Source organism: Amycolatopsis sp. CB00013 (assembly GCF_001905755.1).
GTDB lineage: Bacteria > Actinomycetota > Actinomycetes > Mycobacteriales > Pseudonocardiaceae > Amycolatopsis > Amycolatopsis japonica.
On the sequence record NZ_LIWC01000007.1, the window covers coordinates 92,472 to 109,275 of the forward strand.

At 69.8% G+C, this 16,804-nt stretch carries 20 protein-coding genes; 11 read left to right on the forward strand and 9 right to left on the reverse strand.

What is annotated here, in order from left to right:
- Window positions 1-72: 72 nt before the first annotated feature.
- Window positions 73-1,146, reverse strand: coding sequence for a type VII secretion protein EccE (locus AMK34_RS37270; RefSeq protein ID WP_073848474.1), 1,074 nt, complete (start codon window positions 1,144-1,146; stop codon window positions 73-75).
- A 147-nt stretch (window positions 1,147-1,293) separates the two neighbouring features.
- On the opposite strand from AMK34_RS37270, the gene eccB reads away from it, so the two are divergent.
- From eccB to AMK34_RS37285, 3 genes are read left to right on the forward strand one after another with little or no spacing between them, the layout of a single operon-like run.
- A complete protein-coding gene (gene eccB / locus AMK34_RS37275) occupies window positions 1,294-2,718 on the forward strand; it encodes a type VII secretion protein EccB (protein ID WP_073848475.1) in 1,425 nt (474 codons plus the stop codon).
- Complete coding sequence (locus AMK34_RS37280; RefSeq protein ID WP_038510294.1) at window positions 2,715-3,455, forward strand: response regulator transcription factor; 741 nt, start codon at window positions 2,715-2,717, stop codon at window positions 3,453-3,455. The genes eccB and AMK34_RS37280 overlap by 4 nt, the downstream gene beginning before the upstream one ends.
- A complete protein-coding gene (locus AMK34_RS37285; protein ID WP_038510296.1) occupies window positions 3,452-4,108 on the forward strand; it encodes a response regulator in 657 nt (218 codons plus the stop codon). The genes AMK34_RS37280 and AMK34_RS37285 overlap by 4 nt, the downstream gene beginning before the upstream one ends.
- Here AMK34_RS37285 and AMK34_RS37290 read toward each other — a convergent pair.
- Window positions 4,105-5,025: an SMP-30/gluconolactonase/LRE family protein gene (locus AMK34_RS37290; protein ID WP_073848476.1), complete on the reverse strand. Its 921-nt coding sequence runs from the start codon at window positions 5,023-5,025 to the stop codon at window positions 4,105-4,107. The two genes, AMK34_RS37285 and AMK34_RS37290, sit on opposite strands and share 4 nt — an antisense overlap.
- Window positions 5,026-5,093: 68 nt before the next feature.
- Between AMK34_RS37290 and AMK34_RS37295 the strand changes: the two genes are divergently transcribed.
- Window positions 5,094-5,582, forward strand: coding sequence for an Lrp/AsnC family transcriptional regulator (locus AMK34_RS37295; RefSeq protein WP_073848477.1), 489 nt, complete (start codon window positions 5,094-5,096; stop codon window positions 5,580-5,582).
- Here the strand turns inward: AMK34_RS37295 and AMK34_RS37300 are convergent.
- Window positions 5,530-6,324, reverse strand: a complete 795-nt coding sequence (locus AMK34_RS37300; RefSeq protein ID WP_073848963.1) for a carbon-nitrogen hydrolase family protein — start codon at window positions 6,322-6,324, stop codon at window positions 5,530-5,532. The genes AMK34_RS37295 and AMK34_RS37300 overlap by 53 nt on opposite strands.
- Window positions 6,325-6,408: 84 nt before the next feature.
- Here AMK34_RS37300 and hisD point away from each other — a divergent pair, with 84 nt between their 5' ends.
- The 3 genes from hisD to hisB are packed head-to-tail and all read left to right on the forward strand — an operon-like array spanning window position 6,409 to window position 9,427.
- Window positions 6,409-7,734, forward strand: a complete 1,326-nt coding sequence (gene hisD, locus AMK34_RS37305) for a histidinol dehydrogenase (RefSeq protein ID WP_073848478.1) — start codon at window positions 6,409-6,411, stop codon at window positions 7,732-7,734.
- Window positions 7,731-8,831 carry a histidinol-phosphate transaminase gene (locus AMK34_RS37310; RefSeq protein ID WP_073848479.1) on the forward strand — a complete coding sequence of 367 codons (1,101 nt, stop codon included), beginning with the start codon at window positions 7,731-7,733 and terminating at the stop codon, window positions 8,829-8,831. Before hisD ends, AMK34_RS37310 begins: the two co-directional genes overlap by 4 nt.
- Window positions 8,828-9,427 carry an imidazoleglycerol-phosphate dehydratase HisB gene (gene hisB, locus AMK34_RS37315; RefSeq protein WP_007029930.1) on the forward strand — a complete coding sequence of 200 codons (600 nt, stop codon included), beginning with the start codon at window positions 8,828-8,830 and terminating at the stop codon, window positions 9,425-9,427. Before AMK34_RS37310 ends, hisB begins: the two co-directional genes overlap by 4 nt.
- Window positions 9,428-9,443: 16 nt before the next feature.
- On the opposite strand, the gene AMK34_RS37320 is transcribed toward hisB, so the two are convergent.
- Genes AMK34_RS37320 through AMK34_RS37330 form a run of 3 tightly spaced genes read right to left on the reverse strand, consistent with a single transcriptional unit; the run spans window position 9,444 to window position 10,821 of the window.
- Window positions 9,444-10,016, reverse strand: coding sequence for a dihydrofolate reductase family protein (locus AMK34_RS37320; protein WP_073848480.1), 573 nt, complete (start codon window positions 10,014-10,016; stop codon window positions 9,444-9,446).
- Window positions 10,016-10,480, reverse strand: coding sequence for an SRPBCC family protein (locus AMK34_RS37325; RefSeq protein ID WP_241832947.1), 465 nt, complete (start codon window positions 10,478-10,480; stop codon window positions 10,016-10,018). Before AMK34_RS37325 ends, AMK34_RS37320 begins: the two co-directional genes overlap by 1 nt.
- 2 nt (window positions 10,481-10,482) lie before the next feature.
- On the reverse strand, window positions 10,483-10,821 hold the full coding sequence (locus AMK34_RS37330; RefSeq protein ID WP_073848482.1) for an ArsR/SmtB family transcription factor: 339 nt from the start codon (window positions 10,819-10,821) through the stop codon (window positions 10,483-10,485).
- Window positions 10,822-10,909: 88 nt separating this feature from the next.
- Between AMK34_RS37330 and AMK34_RS43315 the strand changes: the two genes are divergently transcribed.
- The gene (locus tag AMK34_RS43315) at window positions 10,910-11,065 is read left to right on the forward strand and encodes a hypothetical protein (protein ID WP_016335988.1); all 156 of its coding nucleotides are present in this window, start codon (window positions 10,910-10,912) and stop codon (window positions 11,063-11,065) included.
- 109 nt (window positions 11,066-11,174) lie between these two features.
- Here AMK34_RS43315 and AMK34_RS37335 read toward each other — a convergent pair whose 3' ends face one another.
- The gene (locus AMK34_RS37335) at window positions 11,175-13,355 is read right to left on the reverse strand and encodes an MMPL family transporter (protein ID WP_073848483.1); all 2,181 of its coding nucleotides are present in this window, start codon (window positions 13,353-13,355) and stop codon (window positions 11,175-11,177) included.
- Window positions 13,356-13,515: 160 nt separating this feature from the next.
- On the opposite strand from AMK34_RS37335, the gene AMK34_RS37340 reads away from it, so the two are divergent.
- Both AMK34_RS37340 and AMK34_RS37345 read left to right on the forward strand, forming a co-directional pair.
- Complete coding sequence (locus AMK34_RS37340; RefSeq protein ID WP_016335985.1) at window positions 13,516-14,085, forward strand: TetR/AcrR family transcriptional regulator; 570 nt, start codon at window positions 13,516-13,518, stop codon at window positions 14,083-14,085.
- A gap of 46 nt (window positions 14,086-14,131) precedes the next feature.
- Window positions 14,132-15,004, forward strand: a complete 873-nt coding sequence (locus AMK34_RS37345; protein WP_073848484.1) for a hypothetical protein — start codon at window positions 14,132-14,134, stop codon at window positions 15,002-15,004.
- Here the strand turns inward: AMK34_RS37345 and AMK34_RS37350 are convergent.
- Entirely contained in the window at window positions 14,978-15,550 is a 573-nt protein-coding gene (locus AMK34_RS37350; RefSeq protein ID WP_073848485.1) for an RNA 2'-phosphotransferase, read from the reverse strand. The two genes, AMK34_RS37345 and AMK34_RS37350, sit on opposite strands and share 27 nt — an antisense overlap.
- A gap of 46 nt (window positions 15,551-15,596) precedes the next feature.
- Complete coding sequence (gene soxR / locus AMK34_RS37355) at window positions 15,597-16,058, reverse strand: redox-sensitive transcriptional activator SoxR (RefSeq protein ID WP_016335982.1); 462 nt, start codon at window positions 16,056-16,058, stop codon at window positions 15,597-15,599.
- A gap of 52 nt (window positions 16,059-16,110) precedes the next feature.
- On the opposite strand from soxR, the gene AMK34_RS37360 reads away from it, so the two are divergent.
- Window positions 16,111-16,803 (forward strand): transketolase, encoded by a 693-nt coding sequence (locus AMK34_RS37360; RefSeq protein ID WP_073848486.1) that lies wholly within the window; start codon window positions 16,111-16,113, stop codon window positions 16,801-16,803.
- Window position 16,804: the final 1 nt, after the last annotated feature.

The window sequence follows — 16,804 nt, forward strand, 5'->3', positions numbered from 1 at the left end:
AAATGCGTCACGTCCGTGGAGGATTCCTTCCCTACCCTCAGAGAAGAAAGGAACCCTCCACGGACCGTCCCCTCAGTTCTCCAGCGCCAGCGGCAGGGTCCGCCGGACCGCAGCCGCGTGCCGTCCGTGCAGTGGGGTCACCGCGATCCCGTTCGGCCGCACCGTTTCCGCGCCCGGTCGCCCGCCGACCCGGATGGTCACCTCGGACTTCTCGCGCCCGCCGGGGGAGCGGTACAGCGTGTACGAAGTCGCGGTGAACGCCGAGCCGGGGACGTGAAGGTCCAGTGTCCGCGCGAGATCCCGCTCGGACCGCGGCCGGTAGCAGACCTGCGACGCGCCGCCCCAGTCCCAGGAACGCCAGCCGTCGACCGGCGCGCCCTGGCCGCTGCCGAGCGCGACGCGCAGGTTTTCCGCCACTTCACCGGCTTCGAGCACGGTGCTCTCGAACCCGGCTTCGGCCAGCGCGCCCATGAGGGACAGCGCCGCGCAGGCGGTGCTCCGCAGCGCGCCCAGTTCCCCGCCGCCCCTGGCGAGCGCCGCGATCGGCGCGTCCTCTGGCCGGTACCGGACGGTGAGCCAGCGGACGCGCAACACCGACTGTCCATTAGGGACTGTCCAGGTCAGCAATTGCGCGCTGGACAAAGGGATTCCGGTGTTCGTGTACGCGTCACGCAGGATGCCGACGAGCAGGTCCGGCGTCGGCGCCACGGCACCGGGGGTGAGCCGGACGATGGCGCTCCATCCCTCGCTCACCTCGGCGACGCCGAACCGGTTGCCCGCGCGGTCGACGTGCTGACGCACCCGGGCCGGTCCGGCGAGCCGGTGCAGCGGATCGGGGACTTCGTGCTTTTCCCGGCGCTTCAGCCGGTAACCGGCCCAAGTGAGCAGCCAGCCCGCGGCATGGCGTCCGGCGAAACGGACCGAAGTCGTCAGCACGAGGACGCCGGCGACGGCGGCGATGCTGATCCGCGCGGCCTGCGGGATCCCGTCGACGGTGAAGGCCAGCAGGATCGCGATCCCGGCGATCTCCCAGAGCGCCGCCTGCAGCGGGCGGACCGGCAGTAGCCAAGGCAGTGGCGCCGCACCCGCGACACCTCGCGCGGGAGCGTGTTCCTGGGCCGGGCGGGCCGGGGCATCAACCGACAAGGACTTCCCCTTCTCCGTGCACGCGCCCGACGGTAACCCCGCCCCGCGCGGGGGAGGGGCGTAAAAAATACCCTCACCGCGAACCTGGGCCGGACCTAACGTGAGCACCCTCGAAACGGGTGGGCACGAACGGCGGGGGACGGGAGCGTGTGGACGCAGCGGGACCAGATCCAGGCCTACCAATTCCTCCGCAGGAGACTGGTTTCGGCACTGGTCTCGGCTGACGCCAACCATCCGGTCGCCCCGAGCCGCAGGCTCGTCATCGGCACCCTGTGCGGACTCGGCGTGGCGTTGCTGGTCACCGCGGTGTTCGGCGTGATCGGCCTGCTGAACCCCTCCGGCGGCAAGGACTGGCTGGCGGGCGGCAAGGTGATCGTCGAGGAGGGCACCGGCGCGCGCTACATCCTCGGCCAGGACGGCGCTCTGCATCCGGTGCTCAACTACGCCTCCGCGCGGCTGATGGCGGGCGGCAACGGCGAGGCCACTGTGACCGTCCCATCGGACAAGCTCGCGAAGGCGCCGAGGGGTTCGCAGATCGGCATCCCCGGCGCCCCCGATTCGCTGCCCGCGGCGGCCGCGCTCGTGAACACCCCGTGGACGAGCTGCTCGCGCACGACCCAGGACGCGCCCGCGTCGGCCGAACCGGAGACGACGGTGCTTCTCGGCGCGCCCGCCGCCGGGATCGACCTGCCGAGGGATCAGGCCGTCGTGGTCCGCGTCCCCGAGGGGGAGCGCTACCTCGTGACGGCCGGGCGCCGCTACAAGCTCACTTCCGAAGCCGCCACGGCGTTGCAGTTCGACACCTACCCGGCGATCGCGGTGTCCTCCCGGTGGGTCGGCACCGTCGCCGCCGGACGCGATCTGGCCTACCGCGCGGTCGACGACGCCGGGCGGCCCGGCCCGAAGGTCGGCGGCGTCTCGACGAAGGTCGGCTCGGTGCTCGGCGTCATCGACGCGATGGCGTCGCCCAACGACGCGACGTCGTACTACCTCGTCCGTGCCGAAGGGCTCGAACCGATCGGCCAGACCGAGGCGAGCCTGCTGATCAACACCCCGCAGAACGCCGACGCCTACACCGGCGTCCCGGCGCCCGTCGCGGTGCGCGCGGCCGACGTCGCCGCGGTGGCGAAGGTCGGCACGGCGAGGGCGGGCGGGGCCGATCCCGCGGAGTATCCCGACCGGATCCCGCGAAAAGCGCCCGTTACCGGACAGTCCGTGACGTTATGCGCACAGGGTTCTCGAATCGTTATCTCCGCACAGGTCCCGTTGCCGCAAGGTGCGAAGGCGATCCCGGTGACGGCGCGGACGGACGCGTTGGTCGCCGACGCCGTCTTCGTGCCCCCGTCGGGGGGCGCGGTGGTGGCGGAATCCGGTTCCGGCACGGTCTACGTCGTCACCGACACGGGCCAGAAGTACCCGGTGGCGAGCACTGAGGCACTCGCTTCCCTCGGCTACGGCCAAGCCGAACGGCAACCGGTTCCGAATGGATTGCTGGCACTGGTTCCGCGCGGTCCCGCGCTGGATCCGGCGCAAGCGGGTCGTGCGGTGTCCGCGGCGGGTGGGACGGGGTGATCGGGAACGTGCAGGTGACCGAAGACAGGCCGGAGACCGACCGGGTCGACGTCGCGGTGATCGAAGACCATCCGTTGTACCGGCACGCCGTCGTCCGGGTCCTCACCGAGGCCGAAGGCATCGAACTGGGCGCGGTGGTCGATTCGGTCGCCCGGTTCCACGTCCACCCGCAGCCGCCCGGCAGCGTGGTGCTGCTCGACCTCGGCCTGCCGGGGATCGCCGGGGCGGCGGCCGTGCTCCAGGTGTGCGAACTGGGGCATCACGTGCTCGTGGTGTCCGCGCAGGCCGAGCCCGAGCAGGTGCTCGGCGCGATCGCGGCCGGTGCCAAGGGTTTCCTGTCCAAGGACGTCGACGTCGACGAACTGCTGACCGCGATCAGGACGGTCGCGCGCGGCCGGGCCTACGTTTCCGCGGTGGTGGCCGGAATGATCATCAAGGACAACGCCGACCGTCCCGTGGCGGCTCCGGACGTCGCGCTCTCCGCGCGGGAGAAGCAGGTGCTGCGGCTCGTCGCGGCGGGCGAACGCGACGTCGACATCGCCCGCATCCTGGGCATCGGAGTTCGGACGGTCCGCGGTTATCTGGACCGGATCCGTGACAAACTCGGAGAGAGAAGGCGGGCCGGTCTGGTCCGCAAGGCCATCCAGCTCGGGCTCGCGTCTCCGCCGGAGGTGCCCGGTCCGTCTCGGCCGGTCGCGCCCCGCGCCGACGCGGGCGGATTCGAAGGACGCCGGTGAACGCAGACGAGCAGCAGCCGAAACGCGGTAAAACGATCAACGTCGGGGTGATCGAGGATCATCCGCTGTACCGGGACGCCGTCGCGCGTGTCCTCACCGAAGCGCCCGACATCGAGTTGGGCGCCGTCGCGGACTCCGTCGCGCGGTTCGCCGTCCAGGAGCAGCCGCCCGGCAGCGTGGTCGTCCTCGACCTCAAGCTGCGCGGTGTCCAGGACGCCGCCGCGGTGCTCGAGGTGGGCCAGATGGGGCACAAGGTGCTCGTGGTGTCCGCGCACGCCGAGCAGCCCGAGGTCCTGGGCGCCATGCAGGCCGGGGCGAAGGGCTTCCTGTCCAAGGACGTCGACGGCGACGAACTTCTGCGCGCCATCCGCACCATCGCCGACGACAACGCGTACGTGTCGCCGACGTTGGCCGGGATGATCATCCAGGACAGCGAAGACCGCCACGCCGGGCCCAAGATCGTCCTCTCCGAGCGGGAGAAGCAGGTCCTGCGCCTCGTCGCGGCCGGCGAACGGGACGTCGACGTGGCGGAGATCCTGAACATCAGCGTGCGGACCGTGCGGTCCTACCTCGACCGGATCCGGGACAAGACCGGCGAGCGGCGGCGCGCCGGCTTCGTCCGCGTGGCGATCCGGGAAGGCCTGCTGCGCTAGACCCCCTCCGCGTTTCGTCCTCTAAACGCGGGGGCCGAGAAGTTCACCCGCAGTGTGTACACCGAACTGGACGCGGTGATGAACAGGTCGTTCCGCCGCGGCCCGCCGAAGGTCAGGTTCGAACAGACCTCCGGCACCCGCAGCTTCCCGATCCGCGTGCCGTCGGGTGCGAAGCAGTGCAGGCCGTCGTGCGCGGCGGCCCAGACCCGCCCGGCGGCGTCCAGGCGCACGCCGTCGAAACCGCCGGCGTCACTCGTCGCGAAGACCTCGCCGCCGGAAAGCCGGCCGTCGTCCACCGAGAAAACCCTGATGTGGCTGGGATTCTGCCGCGTGTCCGCGATGTAGAGCAGCGACTCGTCGAGCGAGAACGCCAGCCCGTTCGGGCGCGAGAAGTCGTCCGCGACGATCCGCACCGAACCGTCCACCGGATCGACGCGATAGACGTGACAGGCGCCGATCTCGCTCTCGGCTTGATGGCCCTCATAATCGCTGTCGATGCCGTAACTCGGGTCGGTGAACCAGATCGCGCCGTCCGAGGACTCGACGACGTCGTTGGGGCTGTTGAACCTCTTGCCCTGATAGGTCTCCGCGAGGACGGTCGTCGTGCCGTCGTGCTCGGTGCGCGTCACCCGGCGGTTGCCCTGTTCGCAGCTGACGAGCCTGCCCTGCCGGTCGACGGTGTGCCCGTTGTGGAATCCGGCGGGCTCGCGGAACACCCCGACCGCGCCCGTGGTCTCGTCCCAGCGCAGGACCCGGTCGTTCGGGATGTCGCTGAACACCAGGTACCGCCCGGCGGGGAAGTAGGCGGGCCCCTCGGTCCACCGGCAGCCGGTGTGCAGCCGCTGCATCCACTCGTCCCCGTTGACGCGGGCGAACCGCTCGTCGAGCATTTCGAACTGCGCCTTGACCATGTCCATGAGAACCCCAGTGTTCTGAATGAGATATTGCGATCATCATGAACCGCCGAACTTGATATGGTCAACCCATGGATGACGTGGATCGCATGTTGCTCACCGCCTTGCAGCAGGACGCGACTCAGGCGTACGCCGCGCTCGGCAAGGCGGTCGGGCTGTCCGCGGGCGCCGCGCACGAGCGGGTCCGCAAACTGCGCGAACAGGGCGTCATCCGGCGCACGACCGTCGATGTCGACCCGGCGGCCGTCGGCCGGGGCGTGATGGCGTTCGTGCTGGTCGAGGCGGGCTCGTGGATGGGCGATCCGCCGACCAAGGCGGCGCTGGAAGCGCTGCCGGAGGTCGTCGAGGCGCACATCATCGCGGGCCCGGCCTCGCTGCTGGTGAAGGTGCGCACGCCGACCACCGAAGAGCTGCAGGCGTCCTTGCGCAGGCTGTACGCGATCGAGGGCGTGACCGGGACGCAGACGATCGTGGTGCTCGAATCCTTCTTCGAGCGCTCGGTGGACGCTACAGGCGACGGTTCGCCAGAACCCCCGTCGCCGCCCGGGCCTTCCCGCTGACCGCGGGGTCGATGTCGACGATCACCAGTTCCGGCCCGGCGCCCAGCTGGGTGTGGAGGCGGCCGAAACCGTCGGACACCGTGGAGTAGCCGATCCCGGTCGGCGCCTTGGGGTTCACCGGGGTCGAGGTCGTGGCCGGATCGGCCTGCCCGCAGCCCAGCACCCAGCAGCCGGAGTCGAGCGCGCGGGCGCGCACCAGCACCTCCCACTGCTCGCGTTTACCCTCGCCCGCGCCCCAGGACGTGGGCACGAGGACGATGTCGGCGCCGTCGTCGGCCAGCTTCCGGAACAGTTCGGGGAAGCGGATGTCGTAACAGGTCGCGACGCCGAAGGTCACGCCGTCGACCTCGAAGGTGGCCGGGGCGGTACCCGGGGCGACCGTGTCCGACTCGGCGAACCCGAACGCGTCGTACAGGTGGATCTTGTCGTAGCCGAAGTGATGTCCGGCGCCGGTGACGAGCAGCGTGTTGCTCACGCGTCCGTCGGGGGACGGCGTGAACATGCCCGCGACGACCACGACGCCGTGTTCGTCGGCGAGTGCCGCCACTGTGGACGCCCAGGGACCGTCCAAGGGTTGCGCGACGGGCGCGAGCGGGATGCCGAAGCGCGCCATCGCCGCCTCGGGGAACACCACGATCCGCGCGCCTTCGGCCGCCGCGGCCGTCACGCCTTCGCGAATCAGCTTCAGGTTCGTCTCGGGATCCTCGGCCGCCGTGAGCTGGCACAACCCGATTCGCGGCACGGAGGCCTCCCTCATCGTGGGATCGCTGGTCACCACCCCAGTGTGCCTGCTCGGCGCGATCCGGCCACCTCGTACCCTTGACCCATGCTGAACCGTACCGACCTGCGTGGACAGGTCCCGTCCGTTGCCGAACTCAGGAGCACGCTCCCGCGTGCCGAGTACGACGTGGACGCGGCGCTGCATCACGTACGGCCGGTGGTCGAGGCGGTCCGCGATCGCGGCGTCGACGCGGTCCTCGAGTACACCGAGAAGTTCGACAAGGTCCGTCCCGCCGGTGTCCGCGTGGCCGCCTCGGAACTCACCAGCGCGCTCGCGAACCTGGACCCGGCCGTCCGCGAGGCGCTGGAGGAGTCCATCGTCCGCGCCCGCAAGGTCCACGGCGATCAGCGCCGTCAGGACGTCACGACCGAGGTCGTCGACGGCGGCACCGTCACCGAGCGCTGGATCCCGGTCGAGCGCGTCGGGCTGTACGCGCCGGGCGGGCTCGCGGTGTACCCCTCGACCGTGGTGATGAACGTCGTCCCGGCGCAGATCGCCGGCGTCGGCACGCTCGTGCTGTGCTCGCCGCCGCAGGCCGCGTTCGGCGGGCTCCCGCACCCGACGATCCTGGCCGCCGCCGAACTGCTCGGCGTCGACGAGGTCTGGGCCGTCGGCGGCGCGCAGGCCGTCGCGCTGCTCGCGTACGGCGGCACCGACACCGACGGCACGACACTGGAGCCCGTCGACATCGTCACCGGGCCCGGCAACATCTACCTCACCGCGGCCAAACGGCTGCTGCGCGGCATCATCGGCATCGACTCCGAGGCGGGCCCGACCGAGATCGCGATCCTCGCCGACGAGACCGCGGACCCGGTGCACGTCGCCGCCGACCTGATCAGCCAGGCCGAACACGACCCGCTCGCCGCGAGCGTGCTCGTCACCACGTCCGAGGAACTCGCGGACGCCGTCGACAAGGAGCTCACCGGTCGCGTGGCCGCGACCAAGCACTCCGAGCGAGTGACGGAGGCCTTGGGCGGCAAGCAGTCCGGCATCATCCTCGTGTCCACTGTGGACGACGGGATCCGGGTCGTGGACGCGTACGCGGCGGAACACCTGGAGATCCAGACCGCGGACGCGCGTGCGGTGGCGGCCCGTGTGCGCAACGCCGGCGCGATCTTCGTCGGGGCGTACGCGCCGGTCTCGCTCGGCGACTACTGCGCCGGGTCCAACCACGTGCTGCCCACCGGCGGGTTCGCGCGGCACTCGTCCGGGCTTTCGGTGCAGAGCTTCCTCAAGGGCGTGCACGTCGTCGACTACAGCCAGGACGCGTTGCGCGAGATCGCCGGCCGCGTCGTCGCGCTGGCGAACGCCGAAGACCTGCCCGCGCACGGCGAGGCCATCACGGCGCGGTTCGAGGGGGAGCGGTCATGAGCATCGGCGAGGAGATCACGCTCGACGCGCTCCCGCTGCGGGAGGACCTGCGGGGCAAGACCCCGTACGGCGCACCGCAGCTCGACGTGCCGATCCGGCTCAACACCAACGAAAACCCGTATCCGCCGCCGGACGCGCTGGTGGCCGACGTCGCCGAGGCCGTCCGCGCCGAGGCCGCTTCGCTGCACCGGTACCCGGATCGCGACGCCGTCGCGCTGCGCCAGGACCTCGCGGACTACCTCGCGGTGTCCACCGGTGTGCTGGTGTCGGAGTCGAACGTGTGGGCCGCCAACGGATCCAACGAGATCCTGCAGCAGATCCTGCAGGCCTTCGGCGGTCCCGGCCGGTCGGCGCTGGGCTTCGAGCCGTCGTACTCGATGCACCCGATCATCTCGGCGGGCACCCGCACCGACTGGCTGCCGGTGCCGCGCCGCGACGATTTCACGCTCGACACCGAGAAGGCCGCCGCGCTGGTGGGCGAACGTCGTCCGGACATCGTGTTCGTGACCAGTCCGAACAACCCGACCGGCGGGTCGATCCCGTTCGAAGAGTTGCGCGGGCTGCTCGAAGCGGCGCCGGGCATCGTGGTGGTCGACGAGGCGTACGCGGAGTTCTCGTCACAGCCGAGCGCTGTCGAGCTGATCGAGGAGTACCCGGCGAAGCTGATCGTGTCGCGCACGATGAGCAAGGCGTTCGCCTTCGCGGGCGGACGGCTCGGCTATCTCGCGGCGGCGCCCGCGATCGTCGACGCGCTGCAGCTGGTGCGTCTGCCGTATCACCTCTCGAAGCTCACGCAGGCCGCCGCGCGCGCCGCGCTGCGGCACGCGGACGCCACCCTCGCCTCGGTCGCCAAACTCGCGGCCGAACGCGACCGCGTGGTGGAATCGTTGCTGGGCTTGGGATTCACGCCGGTCCCGAGCGACGCGAACTTCGTCCTCTTCGGACGGTTCGCGGACGCGCCCGCGACCTGGAAGTCCTATTTGGACAACGGTGTGCTGATCAGGGACGTCGGCATCGCCGGGCACCTGCGGGTGACCATCGGCACGCCGGAAGAGAACGACGCCTTTCTCGAGGCCAGCAAGGAGGTGCCGCGATGAGTCGCGTCGGCAAGGTGGACCGCACCACCAAGGAATCGTCCATTTCGGTCCAGCTCGATCTGGACGGCACGGGCCAGGTGGAGATCGACACCGGTGTCCCGTTCTACGACCACATGCTCACCGCGTTCGGCGTGCACGGCTCGCTCGACCTCAAGGTGCAGGCGACCGGTGACGTGCACATCGACGCGCACCACACCGTCGAGGACACCGCGATCGTGCTCGGCCAGGCGCTGCGGCAGGCGCTCGGCGACAAGAGCGGTATCCGGCGGTTCGGCGACGCGTGGATCCCGATGGACGAAACCCTCGCGCACGCCGCGATCGACGTCTCCGGGCGGCCGTACTGCGTGCACCTGGGCGAGCCCGAGCAGTTCAACAGCTTCACCATCGGCGGGAACTACCCGTTCGTGCTGACGCGGCACGTGTTCGACTCGCTGTCGTTCCACGCGCAGATCGCGTTGCACGTGCGGGTTCTGCACGGCCGGGACCCGCACCACATCGCGGAGGCCGAGTACAAGGCCGTCGCGCGGGCGCTGCGTGCCGCGACCGAGCCGGACCCGCGGGCGGGCGGCATCCCGTCCACGAAGGGCGTCCTCTAACCCCGCATTTAGAGGACTAAATGCGTTTCGTGGGGCGGTAGGTGGTGAGCTGGACACCGGACGGGGTCGTCGTGGAGCCGACGAAGTCCAGGGTCTGGGCGGGCGTTCCTTCGGCGAAGAAACGCTTGCCCGTGCCCAAAAGAAGCGGATAGACGGCCAGCACGACTTCGTCCGCGAGCCCGTTTTCGAGCAGTGTCGACGTCAGCGTGGAACTGCCCGAGAGGATGAGGTCCGGGCCGTCCTGCGCCTTGAGGCGGCGTACGCCTTCGACGACGTCCGGGCCGACCCCCTCGAACGGGCCCCAGTTCAGGCTTTCCGGCCGGTGGGTGACGACGAACTTCGTCGCCGCCTTGAGCCGGTCCGCGAACGGGTCGCTCGGCGCGTCCGGCCAGTATTCCGACCAGAGGTCGTAGGTGCGGCGGCCGAGCAGCAGGTCGAAGCTTTCGGTGTGCGCGGCCAAGAGGGCTTCCCGGCCGGCGGGAGTCCGGTAGGGCATGTTCCAGCCGCTGTACGGGAAGCCGTTCTCGTCCTCGGAATGCTGGATCACGCCGTCGAGCGAGATGTGTTCGATGATCTTGAGCTTCCTCATCACGCCTCCAGCAGCGCGTCGAGCTGGGGCATCGCGGCGCGGAACCCCTCTTCCATCCCGGGGATCGTCTTCTCCATGGCTTCGACGCTGGAAAAGCGCGTCACATGGATCATCCGGGATCCCGTGGCTGTCGTCTCGAAGGTGAAAGTCATGGACGTGGGCATGTCCTCGTCGTTGTCGTCGCCGTCCTCCGCCTCGAAGAAGTCGATGGGATTCACCGCGGCGAACGTCCAGGAGTTGGGCCACTTCTCCCCGTTGGAGCCGGTCAGGAAGTATTCGGCGCGGCCGCCCGTCCGGAAATCGTGATGGGTGAACGTGGCGGGCGCGAACGGCGGCCCCCAGAAGCGTTCCAATTGTCTTGGATCTTCCCAAGCCGCCCAGAGGCGTTCTTGCGAAACGGGAAAGTCCGCCACGACGGTGAGCGAGAGTTTCTCGGGATCTTTGGTGACCGAGGTGATCGGCATCGTCATTCCCCTTCCCGGAGGACATCGTCGAGCTGCGCCACCCGTTGGCGCCAAAGGACTTCGTAGGAGTCGAGAAGCTCGGTGGCGCGCTTGAGCCGCTCGCGGTCGGTCGAGACCAGCTGCTCACGGCCGTTGGCGCGCTTCCGCACGAGCCCGGCGCGCTGGAGCACGGCGACGTGTTTCTGCACGGCGGCGAAGCTCATCTCGTAGTGCGCGGCGAGCCCGGACACCGTCGGCGCTTCCGCGATCGCCCGCGCCAGGATGTCGCGGCGGGTGCCGTCGGCCAAGGCACGGAAGAGCTGGTTGAGCGACTCCTCGCTCTCCTCACGAAGTGCAACCATGTGGTTGTACGTTAGCCGGGTCCGGTCCCGGTGACAAGGGGCGAGCCCGGCGCGGTCCGGCTCGCGGGCGTGTGGCAGGGTGGCGGTCGTGAGTAACACGACCATCGCTGTGCTGCTGTTCGCGCTCGGCGGCTTCCTGATCGGCGGCGTCTACGCGACCTGGAAGAGCGTCAAGTTCATGGCCGTCGTGCTCGGGATCGGCGCGTTGCTGGCCATCGGCGGCGCGATCGCCTGGCTGGCCTGAGCGCGCCTGCGGCTTCTCTGACCCGAGTACGTGAAGGCCCCCTTCACTGCGTCTAGCGCAGTGAAGGGGGCCTTCACGTACTTATGCGGGTGCCGCGCTGCAACGGCGGCTACTTCGAGGCGTCGACCAGCTCCCGCTCATCAGGCGCATCAAGCTGCTTCGCGAGCTTCTCGCCTTCGACGTCGACATCGGGCAGCACGCGATCCAGCCACTTCGGCAGCCACCACGCACCGCGGCCGAGCAGCGACATCAGCGCCGGCACGATGGTCATCCGGATCACGAACGCGTCCACCAGCACCCCGAAGGCCAGCGCGAACCCGATCGATTGGATCAGCGAGGACTCCGCGAGCACGAAGCCGGCGAACACGCTGATCATGATCAGCGCGGCGGCGACCACGACGCGCGAGCCGTGCCGGAAACCGGTCACCATCGCCTGCTGCGGGTCGGCGCCGTGGACGTATTCCTCCCGCATCCGCGTCACCAGGAACACCTGGTAGTCCATCGCGAGCCCGAACAGCACGCCGATCAGCAGGATCGGCAGCATGCTCATGATCGGCCCGGTCGTCTTCACGCCGAGCAGGTCGGTGAGCCAGCCCCACTGGAACACGGCCACCACGGCACCGAACGTCGCGACCACGGAGCCGAGGAAGCCCAGCGTCGCCTTCAGCGGGACGACGATCGAGCGGAACACCAGCATCAGCAACAGGAACGCGAGCCCGACGATCAGCGCGAGATACGGCAGCATCGCGTCGGCGAGTTTCTCCGAGACGTCGATGTTGGCCGCGGTCTGGCCGGTCACGGCCAGCGACGCGCCGGTGGCCGAACCCAGTCCCGCGTTCAGGCCGCGGATGTCGCTGACGAGGTCTTCGGTCGCGGTGCTGCTCGGGCCGCTCTTCGGGATGACGGTCAGCAACGCCAGGTCACCGGCGCGGTTGGTCTTGGGCGGCGTGACGATCGGGCGTTCGGGGAGGCCGCCGATACCCGCGGCCGCCTGCTGGAGCGCGGCTTGCCGGTCGGTGCTGCCGCTCAGGTCGACGACGATCACCAGCGGGCCGTTGGCGCCTTCGCCGAAGCTGCGGGCGACGGTGTCGTAGGCCTTGCGCTGGGTGGTGTCCGGCGCTGCGGTGCTGTCGTTCGGCAAGCCGAGCTGCATGCTCGCGGCGGGCACGGCGACGATCGCGAGCCCGGCGATCGCGGCGATCAGCACCGGGATCCGGTGGCGGGCGACGAACTTCGCCCAGCGCTCGCCGTGCGTCGTCGTGCTTTCCTTGCGGCGCACGCGGATCTTGCCGCCCGCCAGCTTGCCGCCCGCGAAACCGAGGATGGCGGGAAGCAGGGTGAGCGCGATGACGACCGCGATCGCGACGGTGATCGCCGCGGCGATCCCCATCTCGCCGAGGAACGGGATGCCGACGACGGTGAGGCCCGCCAGCGCGATGATGACGGTCAGCCCGGCGAACACCACGGCGGAGCCCGCGGTACCGGTGGCGCGTCCGGCGGCCTCCTCCGGATCGCGGCCGATGGTGAGTTCGTGCCGATACCGGGAGACGATGAAGAGCGCGTAGTCGATGCCGACGGCCAGGCCGATCATCAGCGCGAGCACCGGCGTGTTCGTGTTCAGTTCGAGGAAACCGGACGCCGTGGTGATACCCGCCATGCCGATGCCGACGCCGATGAGCGCGGTCAGCAGCGGGATCCCGGCCGCGAGCAGCGAGCCGAAGGTGATGATCAGGACGACCGCGGCGACGGCGACACCGAGGCCTTCGGTGGCGTTGGTCGCGGGCATCGCCTGCACGGCGTCACCGCCGAAGTCCACTGTGTACCCGGCCGCCTTGGCGGCGTCCGCGGCGGCCATCAAACCCTCGCGGTCGGCGTCGGTGAGCTCGAAACCCGGCACGCGGTAGCTGACCTGAGCCAGCGCCACGTGCTTGTCGGGGGAGATCGCCTGCACCTGCAGCGGGTTGACCACGCCGGCGACCTTCGGGGCGTTCTCGAGTCCCTTGACGAGACCCGTGATCGCCGCCTGTCCGGCGGGGTCGGTGATGTCGCCGGGGGTCGAGATGACGACGCGTCCCGTCGCGCCACCGGCGGCGGCTTCCGGGAACCGGTCGGCGAGCTGGTCGATCGCCTTCTGCGACTCGGTGCCGGGGATGGTCACCGAGTTCGAAAGCTGGCCGGACAGGGTCAGCGCTCCCGCGCCGAGGGCCACCAGGACGGCGGCCCACACCGCCGTCACCAGTGCCCGGCGCCGGAACGAGAACCGGCCCAGGCGGTAGAGGAAGCTGGCCACGAAAGTCTCCCGTTCACTCGATCAGGTTCATTCCAAGCTAGCCGATCGGCTAGGGGCCTACAAGCCGATCGGCAAGTGTGTGACTAGCCGCACGGCTAGTACTCGTTTGGCCGCGCGGGCACGCTTGACGTAATCTCCGACGGCTGAACGAGGAGGGAACATGGACGTCGTCCACGCGGAGGACACCCGCACGCGACTACTGGGCACGGCGTTGCGGTTGTTCACCGAACACGGCGTGGAAGGCACCTCGCTGCAGATGATCGCGGACGCCCTCGGCGTCACGAAGGCCGCCGTCTACTACCACTTCAAGACGAAGGCGGAGATCACCGAGTCGGTCGCCGAGCCCGTGCTGCGCGAGCTGGAGGGAATCGTCGACGACGCCCGCGCCCAGCGCACCCGGGGCGCGCAGATCGACCATCTGCTGGACGGTTTCGTCGATCTCGTGGTGCGGCACCGTTCGCTGGTCGCGCTGTTCTCCAGCGACCCCGGCATCGCCCGTGCGATCGAGAAGTCCGTGCACAGCTCGGACAGTTTCAAGAACCGGCTGCTGGAGATCCTGGTCGGCCCGGATCCGGATCTCACCGCGATCGTGACCGCGCAGGTGCTGCTGGCGGGGATCGCCGTCGCCGGCGGCTCGCCCGAGGTCGCGTCGCTCGATGACGAAACGCTGCGCGAAACGCTCCTGGCCGTCGGGCGCAAGCTCTACAACCGCCCGCGCCGCCGTTCGTGACCGATGTGTTCAAGACGGCGGCCGCGATCCACGCGACCCTGTCGGTATGAACATCGATCTGACGACGGCGGCCACGTTCATGGCCACCCAGGCCCGGCTGCTCGACAGGCGGCGCTTCGAGGTCCTTTTCCGCGACGGTGACCCGGCGGCGGCGCTCGCCGCGCTGGAGGCGTACCGCAATCCCGACGGCGGTTACGGCCATGGGCTGGAACCCGACTGCCGCTCGGCGACGAGCCAGCCCGGTGGCGCGCTGCACGCTTTCGAGGTCTTCGCCGACGTCGGCCCGGCGACCAGTCCGCGCGCGGCCGAACTCTGCGACTGGCTCGAATCGATCTCCCTGCCGGACGGCGGGATCCCGTTCGCGGTCCCGATGCCGGATCCGTTCGGCAGCGCGCCGTTCTGGGCGAACGCGGATCCGTCGGTCTCCTCGTTGCAGATCACCGCGATCGTCGCGGTCACCGCCCATCGCGTCGCGGCGCACGATCCCGCGGTGGCCGCGCATCCCTGGCTGGCGAAGGCGACGAGCTACTGCCTCGGCGCGATCGAAAAGCTCGACGAGGCACCGCACGCGCTCGTGCTCGCCTTCGCGATGAAGCTGGTGGACGCCCTGGGCGACACGCGTCTGGTCGAGAAGCTCGGCCGGTTCCTCCCGGCCGACGGGGTGGTCGCCGTCGGCGGCGGCATCGAGGGCGAGGCCATGCGCCCGCTCGATTTCGCCCCGGAACCCGGCGGCCCGGCACGGAAGCTGTTCCGGACCGACGTCATCGAAGCGGATCTGCGGCGGGTGGCGGGCGGACAGCACGAAGACGGGGGCTGGCGGGTCGACTACACCAGCTATTCGCCCGCGGCCGCGCTGGAGTGGAACGGCATGTTCACCGTGGGCACACTGGGGCTACTGAGGGCCAACGGCCTGCTCTAGGGGGAGCCGCCGCAGGAACTCCGGCGGAACGGCGGCGGTGAGCCAGACACCGTTGGCGCTCACCTGGAATTCGTGCCCGGCGGCGGTCATCTCCCGTGCGTCGACGGCGAGCAGCACCGGGACGCCGCGCCGCGCCCCGACGGCCCGCGCGGTGTCCACGGTCGCCGAGAGATGCACGGCGTGCCGGTTCATCGGCCGGAGCCCCTCGTACATGATCGCATCGAGGAACCGGGAAACCGTGCCGTGGTAGAGCATGTCCGGCGGGATCGCCGACGGCAGCGCGAGGTCGACGTCGACACTGTGGCCCTGGCTGGCGCGGATCCGCAACCCGTCCTCGTCGAAGGCGAAGCGCCGTTTGTCGTTGCCCTCGACGACTTCGTCGAGTTCGGCGCGGGTGAGCTTCAAGCCGTTGCGCCGCAAGGCCGCCAAAAGCGTGTCGACTTCGACCCAGCCGTCGGGGGTGAGGGTGATCCCGATGTCGCCGGGTGCGTGCCGCAGATGCCGGGAGAGTCGTTTCGAGACCCGGATGAGGTGTTTCTTGTCCATTTCGAGTCACAGTGACCCATATCCGGCCCCGGCGGCGCAACGGAATTCAGATGCCGCCCTCGGAAGCCGGGCGCAGTTTGCCCGCGCCGGGGCCGAACCGCGACATCTGGTCGTCGGCGTTGTAGAGCCCGCAGCTGCGCAGGGAAAGGCAGCCGCAGCCGACGCAGCCGGTCAGCCGGTCGCGCAGGCGCTGCAAAGCGTCGATCCGCGCGTCGAGCTCGTCCTGCCAGCCCCGCGAAAGGCGGGCCCAGTCGGCCTTGGTGGGGGCGTGGTCCTTGGGTAGGGTCTCCAGTGCCGAGCTGATGTCGTCCAGGCTGAGGCCGACCCGTTGCGCGGCGCGGATGAAGGCGATCCGGCGCAGCACCGAACGCGAGTACCGCCGCTGGTTGCCCGCCGAGCGCTCGGAGCTGATCAGCCCTTTGTCCTCGTAGAAACGCAAAGCCGTATGGGGCACGCCGCTGCGGTCGGCGACCTGTCCGATGCTCAGGTGTTCAGCCAGTCTCGTCACGTCGCCAGGCTAGCCTTGACTTCGACCTAAGTCGAGGTTGCAACCTCGGTTCATGACCACTGACATCAAGACCGGCTACGAGGATCTGCCGCGGCTGATCTCGCTGATGACCGGGGACGAGAAGCATCAGGCCGCCGCTGAGTCCACTGTGGACGTCTTATGGGTGCTCTACGACCGTGTGCTCGACATCACCCCGGAGAACGTCCGCGAGCCCGGCCGCGACCGTTTCCTGCTGTCGAAGGGCCACGGCCCGATGGCCTATTACGCGGTGCTCGCGCAGAAGGGCTTCATCCACGAGGAGGAACTCGCGGACTGGACGTCGGCCGAGTCCCGCCTCGGCCACCATCCGGACCGGGCGAGGCTGCCGGTGGCCGAGATCTCCAGCGGCTCGCTCGGGCACGGGCTCCCGCTGGCCATCGGCACCGTGTTCGGCCTGCGCGCCAAGGGATTCCGTGATGCCAAGGTCGTCACCCTCGTCGGCGACGCGGAACTCGACGAGGGCTCCAATCAAGAGGCCATCGCGGTCGCCGGCCGCATCGGCATGCCGCAATTGACCGCCATCGTCGTCGACAACTCTTCGGCGACGCATGGCTGGCCCGGCGGGATCGCGCGCCGGTTCGAGGTCGAGGGCTGGACGACGCGCACCGTCGACGGCCGCGACCACGACGCGCTCCACGAAGCCCTCACCACACCCCATCCGGACCGGCCGCTCGCCGTGGTCGCGACCGTCGAGCGAAAGGCCTGAA